This is a genomic window from Psychrobacillus sp. OK028 (assembly GCF_900103605.1).
In the GTDB taxonomy this organism is placed as follows: domain Bacteria; phylum Bacillota; class Bacilli; order Bacillales_A; family Planococcaceae; genus Psychrobacillus.
This window is the reverse complement of record NZ_FNHY01000001.1, coordinates 446838-470356: the sequence shown is the minus strand read 5'-3', so window position 1 is coordinate 470356 and position 23519 is coordinate 446838. Positions and strand designations below refer to the sequence as shown.

At 36.5% G+C, this 23519-nt stretch carries 24 protein-coding genes; 6 read left to right on the top strand and 18 right to left on the bottom strand.

Going from position 1 to position 23519, the window contains the following annotated elements:
• Positions 1 to 52: 52 nt before the first annotated feature.
• The 7 genes from BLR36_RS01925 to cyoE all read right to left on the bottom strand — a co-directional run bounded on the left by BLR36_RS01925 (position 53) and on the right by cyoE (position 6767).
• A complete protein-coding gene (locus BLR36_RS01925) occupies positions 53 to 514 on the bottom strand; it encodes a DUF420 domain-containing protein (RefSeq protein ID WP_093059875.1) in 462 nt (153 codons plus the stop codon).
• Positions 515 to 545: 31 nt separating this feature from the next.
• Positions 546 to 1457, bottom strand: a complete 912-nt coding sequence (ctaG, locus tag BLR36_RS01920; RefSeq protein WP_093059873.1) for a cytochrome c oxidase assembly factor CtaG — start codon at positions 1455 to 1457, stop codon at positions 546 to 548.
• Between the two features lie 341 nt (positions 1458 to 1798).
• The gene (gene ctaF / locus BLR36_RS01915; protein WP_093059871.1) at positions 1799 to 2134 is read right to left on the bottom strand and encodes a cytochrome c oxidase subunit IVB; all 336 of its coding nucleotides are present in this window, start codon (positions 2132 to 2134) and stop codon (positions 1799 to 1801) included.
• A gap of 1 nt (position 2135) precedes the next feature.
• On the bottom strand, positions 2136 to 2762 hold the full coding sequence (locus BLR36_RS01910) for a cytochrome (ubi)quinol oxidase subunit III (protein WP_093059869.1): 627 nt from the start codon (positions 2760 to 2762) through the stop codon (positions 2136 to 2138).
• A 2-nt stretch (positions 2763 to 2764) separates the two neighbouring features.
• Positions 2765 to 4627: a cytochrome c oxidase subunit I gene (locus BLR36_RS01905; RefSeq protein ID WP_093059867.1), complete on the bottom strand. Its 1863-nt coding sequence runs from the start codon at positions 4625 to 4627 to the stop codon at positions 2765 to 2767.
• 34 nt (positions 4628 to 4661) lie between these two features.
• Positions 4662 to 5744: a cytochrome c oxidase subunit II gene (gene coxB / locus BLR36_RS01900; RefSeq protein ID WP_093059865.1), complete on the bottom strand. Its 1083-nt coding sequence runs from the start codon at positions 5742 to 5744 to the stop codon at positions 4662 to 4664.
• A 99-nt stretch (positions 5745 to 5843) separates the two neighbouring features.
• Positions 5844 to 6767: a heme o synthase gene (gene cyoE / locus BLR36_RS01895; protein ID WP_093059863.1), complete on the bottom strand. Its 924-nt coding sequence runs from the start codon at positions 6765 to 6767 to the stop codon at positions 5844 to 5846.
• Positions 6768 to 7090: 323 nt separating this feature from the next.
• Here cyoE and BLR36_RS01890 point away from each other — a divergent pair, with 323 nt between their 5' ends.
• On the top strand, positions 7091 to 8002 hold the full coding sequence (locus BLR36_RS01890) for a COX15/CtaA family protein (protein WP_093059861.1): 912 nt from the start codon (positions 7091 to 7093) through the stop codon (positions 8000 to 8002).
• 518 nt (positions 8003 to 8520) lie between these two features.
• Here the strand turns inward: BLR36_RS01890 and pyc are convergent.
• From pyc to BLR36_RS01875, 3 genes are all read right to left on the bottom strand, one after another.
• Complete coding sequence (gene pyc / locus BLR36_RS01885; protein WP_093059859.1) at positions 8521 to 11961, bottom strand: pyruvate carboxylase; 3441 nt, start codon at positions 11959 to 11961, stop codon at positions 8521 to 8523.
• A 12-nt stretch (positions 11962 to 11973) separates the two neighbouring features.
• A complete protein-coding gene (locus BLR36_RS01880) occupies positions 11974 to 13137 on the bottom strand; it encodes an FtsW/RodA/SpoVE family cell cycle protein (protein ID WP_093059857.1) in 1164 nt (387 codons plus the stop codon).
• Between the two features lie 66 nt (positions 13138 to 13203).
• A complete protein-coding gene (locus tag BLR36_RS01875) occupies positions 13204 to 13485 on the bottom strand; it encodes an Fpa/YlaN family protein (protein ID WP_093059855.1) in 282 nt (93 codons plus the stop codon).
• A gap of 176 nt (positions 13486 to 13661) precedes the next feature.
• Between BLR36_RS01875 and BLR36_RS01870 the strand changes: the two genes are divergently transcribed.
• Complete coding sequence (locus BLR36_RS01870) at positions 13662 to 14159, top strand: hypothetical protein (RefSeq protein ID WP_093059853.1); 498 nt, start codon at positions 13662 to 13664, stop codon at positions 14157 to 14159.
• Between the two features lie 11 nt (positions 14160 to 14170).
• A complete protein-coding gene (locus BLR36_RS01865; RefSeq protein WP_093059851.1) occupies positions 14171 to 14374 on the top strand; it encodes a YlaI family protein in 204 nt (67 codons plus the stop codon).
• A gap of 692 nt (positions 14375 to 15066) precedes the next feature.
• Here the strand turns inward: BLR36_RS01865 and BLR36_RS01860 are convergent.
• Positions 15067 to 15393 carry a YlaH-like family protein gene (locus tag BLR36_RS01860; RefSeq protein ID WP_241596089.1) on the bottom strand — a complete coding sequence of 109 codons (327 nt, stop codon included), beginning with the start codon at positions 15391 to 15393 and terminating at the stop codon, positions 15067 to 15069.
• Between the two features lie 21 nt (positions 15394 to 15414).
• Positions 15415 to 17262, bottom strand: coding sequence for a translational GTPase TypA (gene typA / locus BLR36_RS01855; protein WP_093059849.1), 1848 nt, complete (start codon positions 17260 to 17262; stop codon positions 15415 to 15417).
• 104 nt (positions 17263 to 17366) lie between these two features.
• Between typA and BLR36_RS01850 the strand changes: the two genes are divergently transcribed.
• Positions 17367 to 17552 (top strand): YlaF family protein, encoded by a 186-nt coding sequence (locus BLR36_RS01850; protein ID WP_093059847.1) that lies wholly within the window; start codon positions 17367 to 17369, stop codon positions 17550 to 17552.
• Between the two features lie 17 nt (positions 17553 to 17569).
• Here the strand turns inward: BLR36_RS01850 and BLR36_RS01845 are convergent, their stop codons facing one another.
• Positions 17570 to 18376 (bottom strand): inositol monophosphatase family protein, encoded by an 807-nt coding sequence (locus BLR36_RS01845; protein WP_093059845.1) that lies wholly within the window; start codon positions 18374 to 18376, stop codon positions 17570 to 17572.
• Positions 18377 to 18480: 104 nt separating this feature from the next.
• Entirely contained in the window at positions 18481 to 18678 is a 198-nt protein-coding gene (locus BLR36_RS01840; RefSeq protein WP_093059843.1) for a hypothetical protein, read from the bottom strand.
• 157 nt (positions 18679 to 18835) lie between these two features.
• On the opposite strand from BLR36_RS01840, the gene BLR36_RS01835 reads away from it, so the two are divergent.
• Positions 18836 to 19465, top strand: coding sequence for a YktB family protein (locus BLR36_RS01835; protein ID WP_093059841.1), 630 nt, complete (start codon positions 18836 to 18838; stop codon positions 19463 to 19465).
• A gap of 41 nt (positions 19466 to 19506) precedes the next feature.
• On the opposite strand, the gene BLR36_RS01830 is transcribed toward BLR36_RS01835, so the two are convergent.
• Both BLR36_RS01830 and BLR36_RS01825 read right to left on the bottom strand, forming a co-directional pair.
• Positions 19507 to 19776 (bottom strand): UPF0223 family protein, encoded by a 270-nt coding sequence (locus BLR36_RS01830; protein WP_093059839.1) that lies wholly within the window; start codon positions 19774 to 19776, stop codon positions 19507 to 19509.
• Positions 19777 to 19792: 16 nt separating this feature from the next.
• Positions 19793 to 20749, bottom strand: a complete 957-nt coding sequence (locus BLR36_RS01825; protein ID WP_093059837.1) for an NAD(P)H-dependent flavin oxidoreductase — start codon at positions 20747 to 20749, stop codon at positions 19793 to 19795.
• A gap of 141 nt (positions 20750 to 20890) precedes the next feature.
• Here BLR36_RS01825 and BLR36_RS01820 point away from each other — a divergent pair, with 141 nt between their 5' ends.
• Positions 20891 to 22360 carry an aminotransferase class I/II-fold pyridoxal phosphate-dependent enzyme gene (locus BLR36_RS01820; RefSeq protein WP_093059835.1) on the top strand — a complete coding sequence of 490 codons (1470 nt, stop codon included), beginning with the start codon at positions 20891 to 20893 and terminating at the stop codon, positions 22358 to 22360.
• Between the two features lie 59 nt (positions 22361 to 22419).
• On the opposite strand, the gene BLR36_RS01815 is transcribed toward BLR36_RS01820, so the two are convergent.
• Positions 22420 to 23094 carry an LrgB family protein gene (locus tag BLR36_RS01815; protein WP_093059833.1) on the bottom strand — a complete coding sequence of 225 codons (675 nt, stop codon included), beginning with the start codon at positions 23092 to 23094 and terminating at the stop codon, positions 22420 to 22422.
• Positions 23091 to 23468, bottom strand: coding sequence for a CidA/LrgA family protein (locus BLR36_RS01810; protein ID WP_093059831.1), 378 nt, complete (start codon positions 23466 to 23468; stop codon positions 23091 to 23093). Before BLR36_RS01810 ends, BLR36_RS01815 begins: the two co-directional genes overlap by 4 nt.
• Between the last annotated feature and the right edge of the window lie 51 nt (positions 23469 to 23519).

The window sequence follows — 23519 nt, the reverse complement described above, 5'->3', positions numbered from 1 at the left end:
CATAAAAGCCAACACTCTTCGGAATAAGATCCGCTTGAGTATTGGCTTTTCTTTAACCACCTATTATTGCCTTAATAACAGAGGTTGTTTCTCCCCCAGTATACAATACATAGAGTAATAAGTAGACAGCAACGCCGGTTATTGCGACAAAAAACCATATAACACTTGTAATGGGTCCAATTTTACGATGCTTTTGAATATTATTTTTGTAGCCTAAATATAGCGTTACTAGACCAAAAACTGCACCAGTCGTTGCCAAAGTAATGTGGAATATTAAAAAGATTGTATAGTAAATTTTAATGTCATCAGGTCCACCGAACGCTGTATTCCCGATGAAAATAGTACGCGATGCATAGATGATGAAAAATATTAACGCCGAAATGGCAGCTGCAGTCATCATTTTTTTGTGAGCTTCAATTTTCTTTTGTTTTATGAGTGCCCATCCAATTGCAACAAGCACAGCACTTAATACGATAAAAAATGTACTTATGGTTGGTAAAACAGGTAAATTCATCAATCATTCTCCTCGAAAAACTTTATTGAGTTTATAGATTAGCTTGTACTTTTAAATCATCAAGAGCTTTTTGGGTAATTTCATCTGCATTGTCCTGTTCATTTTTGTACCATTTGAAGAAAATAGACATTAAAAATACCGCATAAATTATTTCCTGTACAATTTTCATCAGTATTCCACCTAATTGCTGATCTGCAAGAGGTGTCATATTAGAAAATAACTCAGGTCCACTTAAGGATAGTCCCGCTAATGTACTTGATGGTACACATAGTTCCATCGCTTTTAGCCATACATCTGAATTTGTGTACGTTTCATACAGAGGCGTTCCAGTGAAGATAATCAGTGCACATGCTGGAGTTATTAAAACCGCACTTCCAATTATAAAGCCAATCTTTTTTAGTCCGTGTAAACGTCCAGAAACTCCATCTATTTCTACGATAGACCACCACATGAAAATCGCCGATAAGAATAAAATAAACGTATACGTACCATGTAATCCTTCATCCAATTTAATAAAATCGAAAAGCAATGGAATATGATAAATGGAAAACAATCCTGAAAAGACAATTAATGAAAGCAATGGTTTTGTTAATATAGGAAAAACCTTACGAATCGCTGGCAACTCTATTACAACTTTCCATACCCACCAAGGTATCCCTTTCATAAGTAAAGGTGGAACTAATAGTAGTAACAATGCCATCTGTACCATATGGAATGAAAACATAATATGTGCCATTAAATCGACAGGTGAACCTTTGACAATATATAAAAGAACAATACCTAATAGAAAATAAACTGCCTCGCTCTTCTTTAGTGGCTCTGATACTTTAAAGTCATTTCTCCATTTGACTGTTATTAAGAAATATAAAATTGTTAAAAATACTAAAACTCCAATCATTACTGGACTCCACAATGCTTGGAATCCAAATATACTGATAGGCATAAGTATCACCGCTCCTTTTAGGTAACTTATTCTATTATATAGGTCAATCCCCGTAACTTCAATGAACGAACTATGACATTTGAGTATTTCCAAAATACTAAGAAAAACCGAGCTATCGATATGCCCGGTCCTTTATGGTCAAAATCCTATTGATAGAGGTGATGACAGTCTAAGTCTACGACCACGTGTACCAACGACTGCCTGACATGCATCGTGCCGGCCCAGAAGATACAATTTTGTTAGCTATTTGGCTTCTTTATTTTAAACACTTTTATATTGTTCCTAATTCCTTAAAAAAGCCGAGACAAAGTGTGTACTTTGTCCCGGCTTTATGTTGTTATTTATCCCCACCAAACAATTGTAAGGAAAGTTAAAACGAAAGTGAAAGCTAACATAACAGCGCTGTATAAGAAAAATGCAGCAACCTGATGATTCTCTTCACTCATATGCATGAAATAGTAAAGCTGTAACACTACTTGAACAGCTGCAAGTAATAAAATTACTGGTACGATTAAATATACAGAAAATCCAGCAGCTACAGCAGTAAATGCGATTAAGGTTAAGAAAATCATAATCGCAAATGATGTAACTTGATTACGCATATCTTTTTTACGTTTTTGCTTAATATATTCAAATTCTGTTTGCGATCTCACATAAACTTGAGCGTCGTGTGACATATTAACCAACAACTCCCATCAAGTATACTACTGTAAAGATGAATACCCATACAACATCAATGAAATGCCAGTATAGAGAAGCAGTATAGTATTTTGGTGCATTATACAAACTAAAACCACGTTTAGCATTGCGAAGAATTAATAGGATAATCCATACTAATCCAACTACAACGTGCAGACCATGAGTACCTACAAGTGTAAAGAATGCAGATGAGAATGCACTTTGTCCGTAAGTAAAGCCTAAATGTACGTAATGATTGAACTCATAAATTTCTAAACCTAAGAAAGCAAGACCTAAAAGAACTGTGATAGCTAACCAAGTTTGCATGCCTCTGAAATTATGGTTTTTCATATGATACATTGCGTACACACTTGTTAGGGATGAAGTTAAAAGTATCATCGTCATAACAAATACTAAAGGCAATTCAAACAAAGTATTAGTAGAAAATTCCATACCGCTTGGCCCTTTGTTTTTAAGTGCTAAATACGTTGCAAACAAACTGGCAAACAATACTGTTTCTCCACCTAGGAATAACCAAAAACCTAAAAATTTGTTTTTACCTTCTAAAGTAACTTGCTCAGGATGATCTGGCCAAGTTTGTGGGGTGTACTTTTTATTAAAGTCCATAATTATTTACCCCCTTCATCATTCATTAAATCTTCTTTGTGAATATGGAATCCATGGTCGTCTTTAAGAGAACGAACAGCCATAGCACCAAATGTAATTGCTAAACCTAATACTAAAACTGGAATTGCCCAATCTTTTTCACCATTATAAAGTGCTCCAAAGGCACCGATAAACAAACCAATTGTCATAACGATTGGAATGATAGAACCGTTTGGCATATGAATATCAGAAAGTGGTTCTGCATATGTCATACCTTCTTTGTTACCTTCCATTTTTTCAATCCAGAAAGTATCTAATCCACGTACTAGTGGAGTTTGTTTAAAGTTATAAAACGGAACTGGTTGTGGAATAGCCCACTCTAATGTACGTCCATCTTCCCACGGGTCATTACCAACTGGTACGTTTTTAACAACTGTAATGATGATGTTAACTACAAGAATCACAACACCTACTGCCATGAAAGCAGCTCCAATAGAACTGATTAAGTTGAATAAATCCCAGCCTTGATTTGCTCCAAAAGTAAATACGCGACGAGGCATTCCCATTAATCCTAAGAAATGTTGAATAAAGAAAGTTAAATGGAAGCCGATAAAGAAGAACCAGAAAGTCCATTTACCAAGTTTTTCGCTTAACATTTGGTTGAACATTAAAGGCCAATATAAATGTACCGCAGCTAAAATTGCAAGCACTACCCCACCAACGATTACGTAGTGGAAATGGGCAACGATAAAGTAAGAATCATGTAATTGGTAGTCAAGCGGTGCTGCTGCTTGCATAATACCAGTTACCCCACCTGCTACGAAGGAAGGAATGAAAGCTAACGCATATAGCATTGGAGTCGTAACTTTAATGCTACCACCCCAAATTGTAAGTAGCCAGTTAAAAATTTTCATACCTGTTGGAACAGCGATCGCCATAGTAGCAACTGCGAAAATTGCATTTGCTGTAGGTCCTAAACCAACTGTGAACATATGGTGAGCCCATACCATGAATCCTAAGAAACCGATTAATACAGTAGCAAATACCATAGATGAGTAACCAAATAAACGCTTACGTGCAAATAAAGCAAATATTTCTGAGAATATACCAAAAGCAGGTAATATTAAAATATATACTTCAGGATGCCCGAAAATCCAGAATAAATGCTCCCAAATAATCGTATTACCACCCATAGTATGATCAAAGAAATTAGCCCCGAACATACGGTCTAGGATTAAGAAGAAGATCCCAACAGTAAGTGGTGGGAATGCAAATAAAATCAAGGCACTAGCTACAAATGTAGTCCAAGTGAACAATGGCATACGCATGTATGTCATCCCTGGAGCGCGCATGTTAATAATAGTTACAAGGAAGTTAATACCTCCGATGTAAGTACCTGCACCGGCTATTTGAAGGCCTAATGCATAAAAGTCAATTCCATGACCAGGTGACGCCAACGATAATGATGCATAAGAAGTCCACCCAGCATCAGGTGCTCCACCCATAAACCAAGATAGGTTAAGGAAAATTCCACCAAATAAAAATAACCAGAAACCAAGCGAATTTAAGAATGGGAACGCAACGTCACGTGCACCAATTTGAAGTGGCATGACGGCATTCATAAATCCAAATAATATAGGCATGGCCGCAAGGAAAATCATCGTTGTTCCGTGCATTGTAATAATTTCATTGAAAAGACCAGCACTAACAAAATCGTTATCCGGCTTTGCTAGTTGTATACGAATAAGCATTGCCTCTATACCGCCGATTACGAAAAACAAACCACCGGCAGCGAGGTACATGACTGCGATTTTTTTATGGTCTACTGTTGTTAAATAGTCCCATAAAGTGGAGCCGAAGCCTTTTTTCTTTGCGATAGAACTCACAACTTTAACCTCCCTCATATTTTATCTGTGAAACTTATTTTTCTACAGATAGTCCCATTAGATATGCTGCAAGAGCATCTAATTGTTCTTCACTAAATTCTTTACCATTATTAATAGTTTTTGGCTGAGGCATTAAATTGCCTGGTTTGTAGCTTTGCGGATCACTAATCCATTTTTTTAAGCTTTCTTCATCATGAGACATAAATCCAGCAACACGGTTACGGTCTCCAAATGATGCTAAGTTTGGTCCAACTCCGCCAGCAGTACCTGCTCCAGAAGTTGCGTGACAAGCTATACAGCTAGTGTTGAAGATTTCTTCCCCTTGAGTTGCAAGTTCACCATCTGCTACATGCTCAGTAGTTTTCATTGATTCAACCCAAGTATTAAAGTCTTCTCTTTCTAATGTTTTAACTTTGAAATCCATTAGTGCATGTGACGGACCACATAATTCCGCACATTTACCATAGAACACACCTTGTTCTAAACCAGCAGACGTATCATCAAATTCTAAATAGAATTGGTTAACGTTTTCTACGTTTGTATCCATTTTACCGCCAGCTGTAGGAATCCAGAATGAGTGTTTTACATCAGCTGCTTTTAAGTTGAAAAATACTTTTTCATCAGTAGGTACTACTAATTCTTGAGCAGTTACAATTCCAAGATCTGGGTACTCAAATTCCCACCAATAAAGTTTTGCTGTAACATTAACTGTTACATTTGTTTTGTTTCCATCTGCATCGACTTGATCCATCGCAGCTACATCAGCATGTTTATAAGTATAGTAAACAGTTGGAATAGCAAGAATGATTAACAGTAATATTGGAATAACTGTCCATATTATCTCAAGCGTATGACTTCCTTCTACTTGTTTAGGGATAACATCTTCCCCAACTTTTTTGCGACGGAATTTCACTAAAGCAATAACATAAATAATTACTACTACAATAATAACTAAAGCCATAATAGCAGAAGATAGTAATAACAAATTAAATTGATCTCTTCCGACTTGTCCTGCAGGTGTAAGCGTTGATAAATATTCTTCGCCACAACCCGATAAGAAAATCGTTAGAGCTGCTAACAGTGAAAAAAGTCGCCATTTTTTAAGCCCTCTCATCATAGCTAAATCAAACCCCTCTTTCATAGTTGTTTTCATGTTTCTTTGGACTGTGGTTCTTTTTATATGAATTCTTGTTGACTAAAGAAAGAATTCCAGCAATTAGGTGAAAATAGAAAAAACAATAATAGCAACGAACAATATCGTCATATAATTTAAGGAATATATAAACATACCTGTTGCCCATTTGATATCATCTTTCACACGGAAACCTTTAATGGAAAAGTATAACCACCCAAGATTTAGCGCAGTTGCCAATACAACAAATATTACCCCTAACTCCATTAATAAAAATGGTAACGGGAATAATAGTAAAATCCATAAAAGTATAGACACTTTTGTACGTTTAAAACCTTTTACTACAGGTAGCATTGGAATATTTGCTGCACGGTATTCTTCCGTACGTTTCATCGCTAGTGCATAAAAATGAGGAGGTTGCCATGCAAACATAATTAAGAATAAAGCTAGTGCTCCAAATCCTAAACTAGGTTCAACGGCTGCCCAACCAATCACCGGCGGGATAGCACCTGAGATACTACCTACTATAGTGTTACTCACATGTTTTCGTTTAGACCACATCGAGTATAACACAACGTAACTAACGATTCCCGCTAGTCCCCAAACTCCTGCTGATGTAGAAGCCATAAATAATAATATTTCGCCTACAATCAATAGAGTAAAAGAAGTTATTAGCACGGCTGATGGACTAAACCGTCCTGTAACTGTAGGTCTTCCTTTCTTGCTCTTCATGACAGGATCTATATCACGATCGATAAAGTTATTCATAGCAGCAGAACCCGCGATTATCATTCCGGATCCGATAAGCGTAAAAAATAGAATATCTAACTCTCGAAGAAAGTTTCGATCTGTAAATTGAAATGCTAGCCACATACCAGTAAAAGTTGTAAATAAGTTAGAGTTAACTATACCTATCTTAATGAGCGAAAGAAAATCCTGGAAAAATGAAGTGTTTACACGTTCATCTTCAGACTCATCAGTAGCGGTTATTAAATGACCATTTGACATGCTGCCCCTCCTTTCAAAGATGTAAGCATATTCCGCTATCTTTTACTATAACGAAAATCTCTCGCAAATTCTACAGTTAAAGATAATTTTCGCATAAATAAAATCGATACACTCTTTTATATGCTTAGAACATATCAATAGTAATTCATTTTAGCTTGCTGTTTGTGAATGTTCGGGTACGAATTTATGAACATTTTGTGAAAAATTATAACGACTCATATTAGTTTTGAGGTTATACATTGTATTTTTCTTCATGATTCGATATCATCAAAAAGCAGATACCGTCTTTAAAGACGAGCAAGATACATAAAGTAGGTGGCGTATTGCACATTCATAAAAATTTAAAATGGTTAGCTGTTGCATCTACAGTTGGTATGCTGCTCATTCTTTTAGGAGGAGCATTAGTTACAAAAACCGATAGTGGTATGGGCTGTGGTAGACACTGGCCAGGCTGTAACGGACAACTTATTCCTGATGTAATAACACCTGAAGTATTAATCGAATTCTCTCATCGATTAGTTACAGGGGCTGTTGGTATATTAATCGTAGCATTAGCAATATGGGCATGGAAAGCTCTGGGACATGTAAGAGAAACAAAATTTCTATCAGCTATGGCGGTATTTTTCTTAGTAGCTCAAGCATTAATAGGAGCAGCTCAGGTAAAATGGGGACAGGGAGATTTTATATTGGCTCTTCATTTTGGAATCTCGCTAATTTCCTTTGCCTCCGTTTTATTACTAACCTTATTAGTTTTCGAGATTGATCGGAAATTTGATACAGATAAAATCAGAATCGGAAAAAAGTTAAAGTTTCATACAATTGGTGTAACACTTTACTCTTATATCGTTATTTACACCGGCGCATTAGTTAGACATACAGAATCTAGTCTTATATGTAATGACTGGCCGTTATGTAATAATGAACAATTTGCTCTTCCTTCCAATCTATACGAGTGGGTACAAATGGGACACCGGGCAGCAGCAGGGTTAATATTTATATGGATTTTAATAATAGCAATTCATGTAATGCGGAATTATAAAGATCAACGGGCAATTTACTGGGGATGGATAATATCTTTAATATTAGTTTCCTGCCAAGTAATTACCGGGATGTTAGTCGTACTGACAAAACTAAATTTATACTTAGCGTTACTTCATTCATTATTTATTTCCTTATTATTTGGCCTGTTATGCTATATGATTCTACTATTATCAAGAAGTAAATTGAACGTTTAAGAAGGACAAAACCTGTCGCTATCGTTTCCGTTAGACAGACGTTTTGCTATAAGAAAACCGAGTGAATTTTTAGGGATATGCTTTTGTTATGACTGGCGTCACTACAAAAGCATATCCCTTTTTTTGGTAATATTAGGCGATTATTAGCTCTCCGTCACCCTTCTGCAACTCTAAAAAACAGCTAAGTGCGTTTTGGGATAACGAGGGAAATGACACTTTGCTATTCATAGAAGAAGCTCTCGAAGATACAATTTCGTTCGCTATCTCACTTCTTTATTTTGTAGGCACTTACTAATTTTCTTAATTTCCTCTAGTTTTAAAGAAAATTTACTTCATTGATCTTTAAATAATAGCATCCCTAGTTCAACTGCAATTAGAAAGCTTTTCTTCCTACATTAACTGAAATTATTCTCATTCTTTCAAGTCACATGAACCTAGTGTTTACCGGACTTTTTATATACTTATTCTAAAATAAAAGGCTGTCAGACAGAAACGTCTAACAGCCTTTTGCTTATTGGTTATTCTTTTTCCATCTCGATCAATAAATCACCAGTTGCTATTGCCTCACCTGCGACAACGTGGATCTCTTTTACAACTCCATTAAATGGTGCTTGGACTGTAGTTTCCATTTTCATTGCTTCTGTAATGAGTAGATGCTGACCTCTTTTTACTTTGCTACCGGTTGAAATGGCTACTTTTAAAACAGTACCTGGCATAGTTGCTCCAATATGACCCTCATTCGTCAAATCTGCCTTCGGTTTTGATAAATGGCTAACTTCCACATTCATATCCTGAATAGAAATTTCACGTGGTTGACCATTTAATTCGAAGTAAATGATACGGTTTCCATCATGGGTCGGCTCGCTAATAGACACTAGCTTGATGATTAATGTTTTTCCGACCTCGATTTCAACTTCGATTTCTTCCCCTAATCTCAATCCGTATAGGAATGTAGGTGTATCTAATACCGAAACATCTCCAAAGTTTTTTTCCATTTCACTATATTCTTCAAAAACCTTTGGATATAGCGTATATGCTAAAATTTCTTGACTTGTAACAGGACGTTCTAATTTGTGAAACAGCATTTCCTTAACTTCCTCGAAGTTCACAGGCTCCAGCAATTCCCCAGGACGCACTGTTATTGCTTCACGATCCTTTAGTATTACTTTTTGTAATTCCTTAGGAAAACCTCCGTAAGGCTGTCCAATATATCCTTCAAAAAACTCTATAACAGAATCAGGGAAATCGACAGTCTTTCCTCTCGTAATCACTGAAACCTCATCTAAATTATTTTGTACCATGAATAGAGCCATATCCCCCACTACTTTAGAAGAAGGGGTAACCTTCACCACATCACCAAATAATAGATTTACGCGAGAATACATTTCTTTTACTTCTTCCCAGCGTTCTCCAAGTCCTACAGCCTTTGCTTGTTGCTGAAGGTTACTATATTGTCCGCCTGGCATCTCATGAACATAGATCTCCGTATGTGGACTCATCATACCACTTTCGAAATCTTGGTAATATTTTCGTACATCCTCCCAGTAATAAGAGATTTTTTCAAAAGCATCGATATTTCCTATTACCTCTCTATTAGAACCATACAGTGCATAGCTTAAGCTACTTGCACTCGGCTGGGAAGTTAGACCGGCCATCGCTCCTAAAGCAGTATCCACAATATCTACTCCGGCTTCTATAGCTTTTGCATAGGTGAATACTCCGTTACCACTCGTATCATGCGTATGAAGGTGGATAGGGATATCAACGGTGCTCTTTAATTCACTTACTAGACGATAGGCTGCCTCTGGTTTTAATAATCCAGCCATGTCTTTAATCGCTAAAATATGTGCCCCTGCTTTTTCTAACTCTTTCGCCATCTCTTTGTAGTATTGAACTGTATATTTGTCTCTACTGTCATCTAAAATGTCCCCAGTGTAACATAGTGCGGCCTCTGCGATTTTACCAGACTGTCTAGTTGCATCTATTGCAACTTCCATCCCTTTTATCCAGTTTAGACTATCAAAGATTCGGAAAACGTCTATACCAGCTTCAGCAGACTTTTGTATAAACTCTTTAATAACATTATCAGGATAATTTTTGTATCCTACTGCGTTTGCACCACGGAATAACATTTGGAATAATACATTCGGAATCATTTGTCTCATTTTTATCAATCGATCCCAAGGATTCTCTTTCAAGAACCGGTAAGCAACGTCAAAAGTTGCTCCTCCCCACATCTCATAAGAAAACAAATTATGCATTCCTTGTGCAGATTCCTTTGCAATTCCGAACATGTCATGAGAACGGACCCGTGTTGCTAATAGAGATTGATGAGCATCCCGGAAAGTAGTGTCGGTTAACAACACACCCTGTTGCTCTTTCACCCACTTGATAACGCCATCTGCACCTTGTTGTTCTAAAATTTGCTTCGTCCCACTTGGAGGGGCAGTGTTCAAATCAAAACTCGGTTTTCTAGTTGTACCAAAAATAGGTTTAGATTTTTTCTCGATACCTGGGAAACCATTAACCGTGACATTCCCTATATAATTTAATAGTTTAGTCCCACGATCCTTGCGATTGGGGAACATAAATAATTCAGGCGTAGAATCGATAAAACTCGTATTAAATTGGCCAGAAATAAAGCTTGGATGTTTTACGACATTTTCTAAAAATGGAATATTCGTTTTGATTCCTCTAATTCGGAACTCTTGCAAATTTCTATCCATTTTAGCTGCTGCCTCTTTGAAGGACATACCCCATGTAGAAACTTTCACTAACAAAGAGTCATAGTAAGGAGTGATGATAGCCCCTTGGAACCCGTTTCCTGCATCTAAGCGTACACCAAATCCACCACCCGAGCGGTACACCATTAATTTTCCTGTATCAGGCATGAAATTATTTAATGGATCCTCGGTTGTTACACGTGATTGAATTGCGAATCCAAATAATGGAATGTTTTCCTGACTTGGAATTCCCATTTCTTCACTATTAAGAGCTATGCCATCTGCAATTTTAATCTGTGCATGAACAATATCTACACCTGTAATCATTTCTGTAATCGTATGTTCTACTTGAATGCGTGGATTTACTTCGATAAAAAAGAATTCATCCTCTGTTACTAAAAATTCTACTGTTCCAGCATTTATGTAAGAAACATTTTTCATTAATTGAACTGCCGCATCACATATTTTGTCGCGCAATTCTGACTTTAATGAATTTGAAGGAGCTATTTCAACAACCTTTTGGTGTCTTCTTTGAATAGAACAATCCCGTTCATACAGATGGATTAAATTTCCTTGACGATCTCCGAGAATTTGTACTTCAATATGCTTCGGCTCGAAAATACAACGTTCTACATACACTTCATCCGAACCGAAAGCAGCTTTCGCTTCTGATCGAGCACGTTCATAAGCACTTGCTAACTCATCCTCCGATTGAACAACACGCATTCCACGACCGCCACCACCTAATGCAGCTTTAATCATTAACGGATAGCCGTGAGTTTTCCCGAATTCACGTACTTTTTCCACCGTATCTAAAGGGCCATCGCTTCCCGGGATAACAGGAATACCTGCTAGTACTGCTTGTTCACGAGCCTTCACTTTATCCCCAAACATATCTAAATGCTTAGAGGTAGGACCAATGAAAATAATGCCTTCCTCTTCACATCTTTTTGCAAAGTCTACATTTTCTGAAAGAAAGCCATATCCAGGGTGGATTGCATCCGCTTTACTTTCTTTTGCGATGCGAATGATATCTTCAATATCTAAATAAGCATCAATAGGCTTCTTACCTTCTCCAACTAAGTAAGATTCATCTGATTTAAACCGGTGAAATGAGCCACTGTCCTCTCTAGAATAGATGGCAACTGTACGAAGGTTTAACTCTGTACAAGCTCGAAAAATACGTATTGCAATTTCTCCTCTATTTGCAACTACAATCTTTTTAATCTTTTTCATCCAATTCGCCCCTTATTGTCTATTTTTTTCATGCTTCACGAACATTGATACATTCATCAATATCCCAAGTGCTGCTGATAAAATAATAATAGAAGTACCTCCGTAGCTAATAAATGGGAGTGGTACCCCAGTCAGCGGGATAATTCCAAGCATACCTCCTAAATTGATAAAGGTTTGAAACCCTATAATACTACCAATCCCCGCCGCAATCATTCGTGCTTGAGGATCTCTTGTCGCTAAAGCAATACTAATCGCTTTAAATACGATAAAGAACAATCCACATAAAACGATTAATACTCCAATAAGTCCAAGTTCTTCTGCTATGATAGCCATTATAAAATCAGTATGTGGTTCGGGTAGATATCCATACTTCTGGTTGGAATTCCCTAAACCTAAGCCTGTTAAACCACCTGATCCAATGGCAATATAACCATTTACAATTTGATATCCATACCCTTGCTCGTAATCAAAAGGATTAAAAAATGCTTCTAACCTTCCTCTACGATGGGGAGTTAATAATACATCTTTCATCATATAGATGGCGAATAGACCCGCTACTATAACTATACCAATTAATCCGATTATTTTGGAAAATGATTTAAATTTAATTCCACTAGCCGCAATTACCGAAATAGCTACGAAACTAATAATCATTGTATTACCAACATCCGTCTCCATCATAATGGACACAAAAACAAAAAATAGTACAAGTAATGGGGGTCCAACGGATTCATTTAATTTATCTAAAGTGCCATTTTCAGATTTTTTTGCAAATATCCCTGCAAAATATAAAACAATTACTAGCTTTGCAATTTCGGATGGCTGGATGTTAAAACCTAAGTCAATCCAGCTTTGCGATCCACTCTCTCCTCCTACACCTATAAAATGGACGGAAAATAAAAGTGTAAACATAACGAGAAGCATAAGTTTCATTATTGCTTTATTCTTATAATGTTTATATGGAAAAAAGGCAGCCAGAAAGAAAACTGGAATACAAAGCAATAAATTTGTTTTTTGCTTGTTGAAAAAATGATCAGGTTCCCAACCGTAATTCATCACTGCCCAGCCCATACTTGCGCTATAGATCATGACCAAGCCAAAAAAGCATAAGGCTAAGTAAATAAACAATAATGGGTAATCGAAATTTCTTGCGTATCTTTTTAAATATGAAATCATGTATTATACCTCTATTTCTTCAGATAGAAAAAAAACTCAAACAGTGTGTTTGTTTGAGTTTTAAAGTTATTTTTCTGTATGAATCTCATGCAAAACAGATAGTTCTTTTTCAAGAGAAGCGACAATCTCTTTTCCATCACTTTTCTCTAAAAGTCCAAGCTTTACCGCAAAATCTATTTCACGTGATAATCCAAACATTTGCGTGTCTAAAACCTCTTCATACAGAGGGCATTGAGGCATCGTTAAGTTATCCATTTGCACTTTTATAAGCTGTGCAATCTTTTCTGCATCTTTTTTCAAAAGCTCTAAAGCTTTTTCTTGATACGAAATTTGTATATTAGTATCCATGAGGACGCCCCCATTTTATTATTTCTAATTATATATCTCCCTAAAGTGTATCTTTTGCACAGAAAAATTGCAAGTGTTCTATCATTTAACTTATGGAAATAGTTAAATATTCTTTAGAACTTTTCAATTTAAAGGTATACTAAGTAGGATTAGATAGTTTAGAGGAGGCAATTTTGTTGGAACTTATCATACCAGTTAAAGGTGCAGTTAAATTTAATATTACTTTAGACCCTACCGTTTGGATTTTCGATGATCGTAAAATCGATTTGGATGAGTTTTTTTCTGGTGAGTATGAGTACAAAGATGAGCTAGAGGAATATACAAAAGTCACATCGGCTCATTGGTCACGTGAAATTATCGAAGGATCTACAAACCCACCAACCTTACAAACAGAAAAAAAATATGAACGTACGAGAGCACTTACAAGTACTTTCGGAATAGAAATGAAACCATTTATCCTAAACGCTGAACCATTGTCTACCGCTACAAAAGTTGTAGTTGAAACTACAGAGGGTGAGCATACAATACCATTAGAAGAATTAGATAATCTTTTATTAAAATTTAGCCATAAAGGTAAACCTCTTCGTGAGGATGGTCCTGTTCATATTTTGAAAAAAAATGGGTCAAATATTAATACGCCAGTAAAATTTGTGACAGCATTCCGTGTAGAATAGGAGATGTATACATGAAAGTACAATGCGCTATTTGCGATCGAATAGATGATCTACCAGATGATTTACCGCTGGCTAAAAAGCTAAGAAATCGCCCCATTCACACGTATATGTGTCCAGAATGTCATGACCGTATAGAAGAAAGAACAAACCGGCGTCTTGCAACTGGAAAGTTCATTTTCTATAAGAGTTCACGACTGATTGAAAACGAATTTTAAACATTAAATATTGTATATTGTCATTTCAATACCTGTTCTATAGTTTTTGAAGGGCTTTGGACAGACTTGTTGCTATATTATTACTGATTGTTTTTTTTGATAGGCTGTTCGTGACTGACGTCACGAACAGCCTATCTTTTTTTCTGTAATCTTTTGGCGTTTGTCTATCCGTCGTCCTTCTACTCTTAGAAACAGGTAATTGCGTTTTTGGATAACTAGAGAAAAGATCCAATCCTATTCATAGGGGTGGATGAAAGATGACAGTCTAAGTACGCGACATCGTGGTGCTCCTGCGCAAAGCTCGTCGCAAAATAAAAAAATATTTTGTAACGACTGCCTGACCCACATCCTGTGGCTGTGGGACCGAAGATGCAATTTCGTTCGCTTCTCTTATTCTTAATTCGTTTTCAACTATCTACTTCTTTTCAACGTAGCTAATAACATTCAATAACGACTTTCTGAGGTTTTGTCCCTGAAGATTCTATGACTAATCTCAATATCATAACCGTATGCCTGACTAATCTAATTAAGGAGTACTACCCACTCTGTTGATTGGAGTGCAAGGTGGGGACTCCAGTGGTATAAGCTCGACCTCACCTATGGAAAGCGTCCACATGAAACGGAAATCAGTAGAGGTATTCATTCTTTCATGCATGAGAAAACCTTTGCAAAAAGAAAAAGCTCGGCTACATTTAAGTAGTCGAGCTTTGTTTTTTCTCTAATCGTAAACGTATTTTATAAATGATTAGGATTAATGCTGCCACGATTAACCCTTCCACAACTGGAAGGAAGAATGCAAGGAACGTCAACATTAGACAACCTAATAACAAAAATACGTAAATGACAACATTTTGACTAAAACGCAATTTCTTTGCAAACCCAAGCTTGTACACAAGCACGGATAGCAGGAAAATTAAAACAAATAGCACATAACCAGCTATATCGAAATTTGGCATAACCTCATAAATATATCTCGCTATACTAGACATTCTACCAAATACGAATTGCTTTTCCTCCAAGGTTATTCACCCTTTCAGTTTCTATTCCAGTTCTGCATTTTTCTTTTTCTTTGTCACACGTTCACGTTCATTTTTCTCTAGAATTTGTTTACGTAAACGAATTGACTCAGGTGTAACCTCTAGATATTCATCATCACCTAAATACTCAATAGCCTCTTCAAGCGTTAAAATACGAGGTCTTTTAATAACATTCGTTTGGTCCTTGTTTGCAGAACGAATATTAGTTTTTTGTTTCATTTTCGTGATATTAACTGTGATATCAGCATCACGAGTATTTTCCCCAACAATCATACCTTCGTAAATTTCCGTACCTGGTTCAACGAATAATGTTCCGCGATCTTCTACTTGCATCATACCGTAAGTTGTCGCTTTACCAGTTTCCATTGATACTAGAACACCTTGGTGACGTCCACCAACACGTCCTGAAACTACCGGCTGATAGCTATCAAACGTATGGTTAATAATACCGAAACCTTTAGTTAATGACATAAATTCTGTTGTATATCCAATTAAACCACGAGCTGGAACCATAAAGATTAAACGAACTTGGCCATTACCGTTGTTGACCATATCGATCATTTCACCTTTGCGAGTACCCATTGATTCAATAATAGAACCTACTGAGTCTTCTGGCACATCAATTTGTACTCTTTCAATTGGTTCACATTTTTTCCCGTCAATTTCACGGATAATAACTTTTGGTTTAGAAACTTGTAGTTCAAAACCTTCACGACGCATATTTTCGATTAAAATCGACAAATGAAGCTCTCCACGACCAGAAACAGTCCAAGCATCTGGAGATTCTGTATCTTCAACACGTAGTGAAACATCTGTTTCTAATTGTGAACGTAGACGTTCTTCAATTTTACGTGAAGTAACCCATTTACCTTCTCTTCCAGCAAATGGTGAGTTGTTTACTAAGAAAGTCATTTGTAGAGTTGGTTCATCGATACGTAAAGGAGTTAACGCATCAGGGTGATCTGTAGGACAAACTGTTTCCCCAACATTAATTTGTTCCATACCAGACACTGCGATTAAATCCCCAGCTTTAGCCGTTTGGATTTCTACACGTTTTAAGCCGAAGAAACCGAATAGTTTTGTAACTCGATAGTTTTTAATGGAACCATCTAATTTCATCAAGGAAATTTGTTGTCCTACTTCGATTGTCCCACGGAAAACACGTCCAATACCGATACGACCTACATAGTCATTGTAGTCCAGTAATGCCACTTGGAATTGTAATGGCTCATCTGAGTTATCAATTGGTGCTGGGATAGCTGAAATAATCATATCGAAAAGTGATTTCATATCTTCTTCTTGTTTAGCAGGATCATCATCTAAAGAAGCAGTACCGTTTACACCAGAAGCATAAACAACTGGGAATTCTAATTGATCTTCATCTGCACCTAATTCAATAAATAATTCTAGAACCTCATCTACTACTTCTAATGGACGAGCTGATTCTTTATCTACTTTATTTACTACAACGATTGGCGTTAACTTTTGTTCTAACGCTTTTTTCAATACGAAACGTGTTTGTGGCATACAGCCTTCATATGCATCAACAACTAGTAAAACACCATCTACCATTTTCAAGATACGTTCTACTTCTCCACCGAAGTCGGCATGTCCAGGCGTATCCAAAATATTAATGCGTGTCCCATTATAATCAACAGCTGTGTTTTTCGCTAAAATTGTAATACCGCGTTCACGTTCTATATCACCAGAATCCATTGCTCGTTCGTCTACATGTTCATTTGAACGGAAAGTACCTGATTGTTTCAATAATTGGTCAACTAATGTCGTTTTCCCATGGTCAACGTGTGCTATAATTGCAATGTTTCTTAAATCTTGACGTGTATTTGTCATATTTCCACTCCATATTCTTTTTTCGAGTCCATAACTGTGTTATTATATCACATGTAAAACTAAAGTAATATTATTTTTTATCATTTTTTTTGGAGGTAATCATTTTGGGTAATATTAAATGGATTTTCGTCCTATATTCCATAGGTGCCATTTTATCTATGGCACTTATCGGAATTGCTGTTGCACTAAGGAGTATACCACTAATTCTTATATTCCTTATTTTATTATTTGTCATTATGGGATTTGGTTTCAAGACAAAGAAAAAAATGCGCGACTCAGGTTTGTTATAAATATGATCCAGCAGGAATTATCTTGCTGGATTTTGTTTTAGTTTAATATATTCCGATAATAATTGATCATGTAATCCTGGTTTCGAAACGATGAAGCTATCAGCACCTAGTAAATCTAGATGTTCAAACGCTAAATTCGTTACAACTGCTCCAACCTCTTTTGCCAACACCATTCCACCAGCAACATCCCATGGTGAAAGCCGCATAGACATATAGGCATCCAATCTTCCCGTCACTACATAGGATATTTCAATGGCAGCTGACCCAAGTGATCTAGTACCCCTTACCGTTTTAAGTAAATTCACCATCCCTTCATGATGCACATGTCTATTTGGCACCACCCATCTTGCATTTATCCCAACGACTGCCTCCTCAACCGTTGTCGGAAGAAGCATTGGCAATCGCTGGTCATTCAAATAGGCACCACCATTTAAAGAGCCGCTTAGCAAAGTATCTTCCATCACATTATATATATACCCTAAAATTCCTACCCCATCTTTATATATACCTAGCGATATAGCAAAATTATGTTTTTGATGAATGAAATTGGTTGTTCCATCTATTGGATCTAATAACCATACATAACCTGCTAAATCCTTTATATCATCGCCAAATCCCTCTTCCCCAAATATTCGATGCTCTGGAAAATCAGCTTTAATATGCTCAATAAAAAATTGTTCTGTCTCTTTATCAATATTGGTAACCAAATCATTTGCTTCAGACTTCGATTCAATGATGAGTTCGGAAGTCAAGGAGGCTTTAATATTATGTGCTGCTTCTTTTATCAACGACTTGGCGTATGTATCTATCTTGTATATATCCAATTTTTCCACCCCTTCTTATTGCCTATTCTCTTAGTATAAAGAAAAAAACACCAGCTGTCTTTTCATTAGCAGGTGTTTTTCAAGGTACTCCTATGATTGGAACATTAATCGAGAGCATTGAGTTCCTCCAAAAGCTGGTGAATCTCAGCTAATCGAGTTTTAGAAGCTGTAATTTCTTTATCATTGTTGCTTGTCATCGCATCATATAAAGTTGCTAACTCATAGTCTAATTCCATTTTTAATGTATGGATTTTTTCTTTTTCCATGTCTTCTTTTCGAATAATATGCACTACCTGTCTCATCACTACCACCCCTTCTAATTTTATATCGTAATATTCAGAACATTCTTTATAATAAAATATGCTACCATAAGAATAATGTCTACTGAAAAATACTACTTACAAGATTTTTACCCAAATTTCCTATAAAATAAACATAGAAGTTGAAAGGAGTTTACATATGAGCAAAACATTTTGGACAGAAGATGATTTTAATGTTTTTCAAATAGATGGACTTGAAAACAGAATGGCTGCATTAATCGAAAAGGTCAGACCTAAATTTGAGGAATTAGGCAATCATTATAGCCATTATTTTTCTACAATACTTGGATCTGAATACTATCCGCATGTAGCAAAACATGCGAGACGATCTGTGAATCCTCCGAAGGATAGCTGGGTCGCATTTGCACCTTATAAAAGAGGATATAAAGCTTTACCACATTTCCAAATAGGATTATGGGGCAGCCATGCTTTCATCATATTGGCGGTAATTTATGAAGCACCAGATAAAGTAGCCATTGCGGAAAGATTATTAAAGAAAAAAGGATTATTTAACAAACTGCCTGCAGATTTTATTGTTTCTGGTGACCATATGAAACCAGAAGCGTCCTTATTAAAAAAGGAAAAGAAAGTTGGCCTCGAGCAATTGTTAGTGCGATTAAGAGATGTAAAAAAGGCAGAATTTTTAGTGGGTCGTCATATTAGTAAGGAAGAAGCAGTGCAACTTTCCGAGGATGAGTTTTTAAAAATGGCGGAAGAAACATTTGATCATTTAATACCAATTTATAAAACGATGATTCAGATGAAATAAATTATATCCTCCTATACTTATTCGGGTATAGGAGGCATTTCTTATCCCTTGATGATAGCGCCGTCCGGTTGCTCTTTCATCTTTTTAATAATAGGGAAACTCACATAACCACTTTCTTTTTCAAATTCACGAAAGTATGTTTTTTCTTCCGCAATAGAAGGCACTATTTCTTTAAATCTTCGGTATCTTTTCATAAGTTCCTCACGTTTGATGCCATTTTCATATGCTTTTTCTATTGCTTCAAAAAATTGCACAACATCAACAATTTCTTCTGTAGACCAGTCTAATGAAAAAGGGTATGTGTACTCCATCTGTTACTACCTCCTATTATTTCCACATATTTCGTATGTCCAACGCTTGTTTTTCCATCCGATTAAACAGTTCTTGTACGGAAGGTATATCTTCGATTAAACCGACAGATTGGCCTGCCCATCCAAATCCTTTTTGTTCATCGCCTTCATAAATGAATTGCTTATTTGCCTCACCGCTAATGTAGTCCTTAAGAGCATCATATGTTGGATTCTCTTTTTCAATACTTAAAATTGTTTCTGTCCAACTATTTTTAATAGCTCTTGCTGGAGCTCCAATAGATTTCTTAATAACTACTGTGTCCATTTCTCCACTATTTATAAGTGAATTTTGATAGGCAGCCGATGCATGCACACATTCTTTTGTAGCAATGAACCTTGTCCCCATCTCAATTCCTTCTGCTCCAAGTGCATGAGCAGCCATCCATCCACGACCATCAGCAATACCACCAGAAGCAATAACCGGAATGGACACAGCATCGACCACTTGAGGGATAAGTACGATAGAACCTACATCATCTCTACCAAGATGTCCTCCACCTTCTTGTCCAACGACCATTACTGCATCTGCTCCCAGCTGTTCTGCCTTTTGAGCCTGTCGTTTAGCTGCAACTAAAACTAGTTTTTTAATCGATGTATTTGCTAGTTTGTCTAAAATTGGAGCTGGGTTCCCTCCAGTCATCGATATTACTGGAACTTCCTCCTCGATTGCAACTTGTAGCATATGTTCATAAGGTCTACCTGTTTGACCAATAGCAAAGTTCACTCCAAAAGGTTTATCCGTTAATTTCCTTACTTTATGTATTTCCTCCCTTAGCTCTTCTGGTGTTTTCAAGCTCATTGCTGTAACTTGCCCTAGTCCCCCAGCATTTGAGACTGCTGCACATAAATCAGAGTATGCTAAATAAGCTAGACCACCTTGAATAATTGGAAGCTTTGTACCTAACAATTCTGTTACCCTAGTTCTAAAAGTCATTTCTTACTCCCTCCCATATATTAATAGTGTAATAAAATTCTACGATTGATACAAACTGCAATAATTTTTAATAGTATTAATGAACATGAGATGCTATAATTTCTTTTGTTTTAAAAATTTTAACTTAAGGTGGTATGAACGTTGTCACAATTAGAAACTCCATTATTCGATGCATTACTAAAGCATCGTAATCGTCATCCAATCCAGTTTCATATTCCTGGACACAAAAAAGGAAAAGGAATGGATCCTGCGTTTCGAGAGTTCGTTGGAGATAATGTACTTTCAATAGATTTGATCAATATCGCACCTTTAGACGATCTACATTCTCCTAAAGGGGTTATTAAACAAGCACAACAATTGGCAGCAGAAGCATTTGGAGCCGATGAAACTTTTTTCTCTGTTCAAGGGACAAGTGGTGCTATTATGACTATGATACTTACAATCTGTGGACCTGGAGATAAAATTCTTGTTCCACGAAATGTCCATAAATCGATTATGTCTGCTATTGTATTTGCAGGAGCAATACCAGTTTTTATTCATCCAGAGGTAGATAAAGAATTAGGAATCTCTCATGGTATTTCCGTAGAGTCAGTGGAGAAAGCCTTAGAGGCTCATCCAGATGCAAAAGGATTATTAGTGATTAATCCTACTTATTTTGGTTTAGCTGCAGATCTTAAAAGAATTGTAGAACTTTCTCATGCAAAGGGAATTCCTGTAGTAGTAGACGAAGCACATGGCGTTCATATTCATTTTCATAATTCGCTTCCTATTTCTGCAATGCAAGCTGGTGCAGATATGGCTGCTACCTCTGTCCACAAATTAGGTGGATCGATGACACAAAGCTCTATACTTAATGTCAAAGAGGGTTTAGTTTCGACTAAACGTGTTCAGTCTATCTTGTCCATGCTAACGACAACTTCTACGTCTTACCCGTTGCTTGCATCATTGGATACTGCACGTCGTCAGTTAGCCATTCATGGAGAGGATTTAATCGGCGATGCTATTCGACTTGCAAAAGATACTCGAAAACGGATTAACGCAATCCCACATATTCGCTGTGTTGGGGAAGAAATATTACAAACGTCCGCTACGTTTGATATGGACCCAACTAAGCTTTTAATAAGTGTAAAAGATTTAGGAATGACAGGATATGATGCTGAAATTTGGTTAAGAGAAAAAGCAAATATAGAAGTAGAACTTTCGGATTTGTATAATATACTATGCCTAATAACGCTTGGAGATACAAAAAAAGAAGTTAATCTACTCGTAAATGCTCTTTCAAGAATGGTAGCTGCTCACGAATCAGATGCTGTAGTCGTGGAGCCATCTGTTACACTTCCCGAAATTCCTGGACTTGCTATGTCACCAAGAGATGCTTTTTATGCAGCTACAGAGTCTATTCCATTAAAAGAAGCAAGTGGACGTATATCTGCAGAATTCGTGATGGTCTATCCACCTGGCATTCCGATTTTTATTCCCGGGGAAATAATTACGCAAGGTAATATCGATTATATTACGATGAATATTGAAGCTGGCCTACCCGTGCAAGGTCCCGAAGACGACACACTTGAAATGATTCAGGTTATAAAAGAACATCAAGCAATATTTTAAATAACTAAAGAGGAACTCCTAAATAGGGGTTCCTCTTTGCATTCTTTAACAGAGAATTATTAGATTAATAGCGCAAACAACGGGCATACAAAGGACCCTAATATCGCACTTAAAGTCATTGATACAGATCCCATTGTCAACGTTTCCTCACCATATTCCGTAAGTTTGGAAACACCAATACCATGCGATGCACTCCCTACAGATATCCCGCGACTTATCGCTTGGTCGATACGACAGACTCGGAAGATAATTGGTCCAAGTATGGCTCCTACTAACCCCGCGAAAATAACAAACACAGCTGTTAATGTCGGAACCCCACCTACTGCCTCACTAATCGGGATAGCAACTGGTGTAGTAATGGATTTCGGTAATAATGATAATAAAACATGTTCCTCAAATGACAACAACCTAGATAATACAGTGATGCTAACCAAACCAGAAAGAAGAGCACATAATACACTCAAAATAATTGGAACCTTATATTTAATAATTTTCTCACGATGAATATATAGAGGATAGGCCATACTAACAACAGCCGGACCTAATAATTCATTTATCCACTTTCCACCCGACATATATGTATCATAAGGTATATTATTCGTAACTAATATGAGAACAAGCAATACCGTAGTAGAGAAAATAGGGATCAATAACGGATAGGTAAATCTTTTATAAACGATAGTCATTAAATAAAAGAGAACGATCGTTCCTATTATCATCAGAACTGCTATCATTCAACCTGCTCCTTTTCTAAAAGTTTTTTCTCCAAGTACTGGCAAAACTTACCAGAAACAACAATACTTATAATCGTGCTAATGGCTATGGATAAAATAATTCCTAAACCAACCCATGAGAAAATTTCTGGATATTCCATAATTCCGACTGTAGCGGGTACAAAAAACAAAGCGAGAAATGCTAATAAAAATCCAGCTCCATCTTTTATAAATTGAACCGGTACGATTTTAAAATACAAACAAACAAAAAGTAATATTAAACCAACAATACTTCCCGGAAATTGAAGAGAAAAGCTATCTACAACCCAAGATCCAACAAATGAAAATAAATATAAGATAAATACTTGGAAAACAATTCGTATAAATTTAACCATATATGCCACCTCCTACATACTCATAGATATATAGGGAATAATTTTACGCCT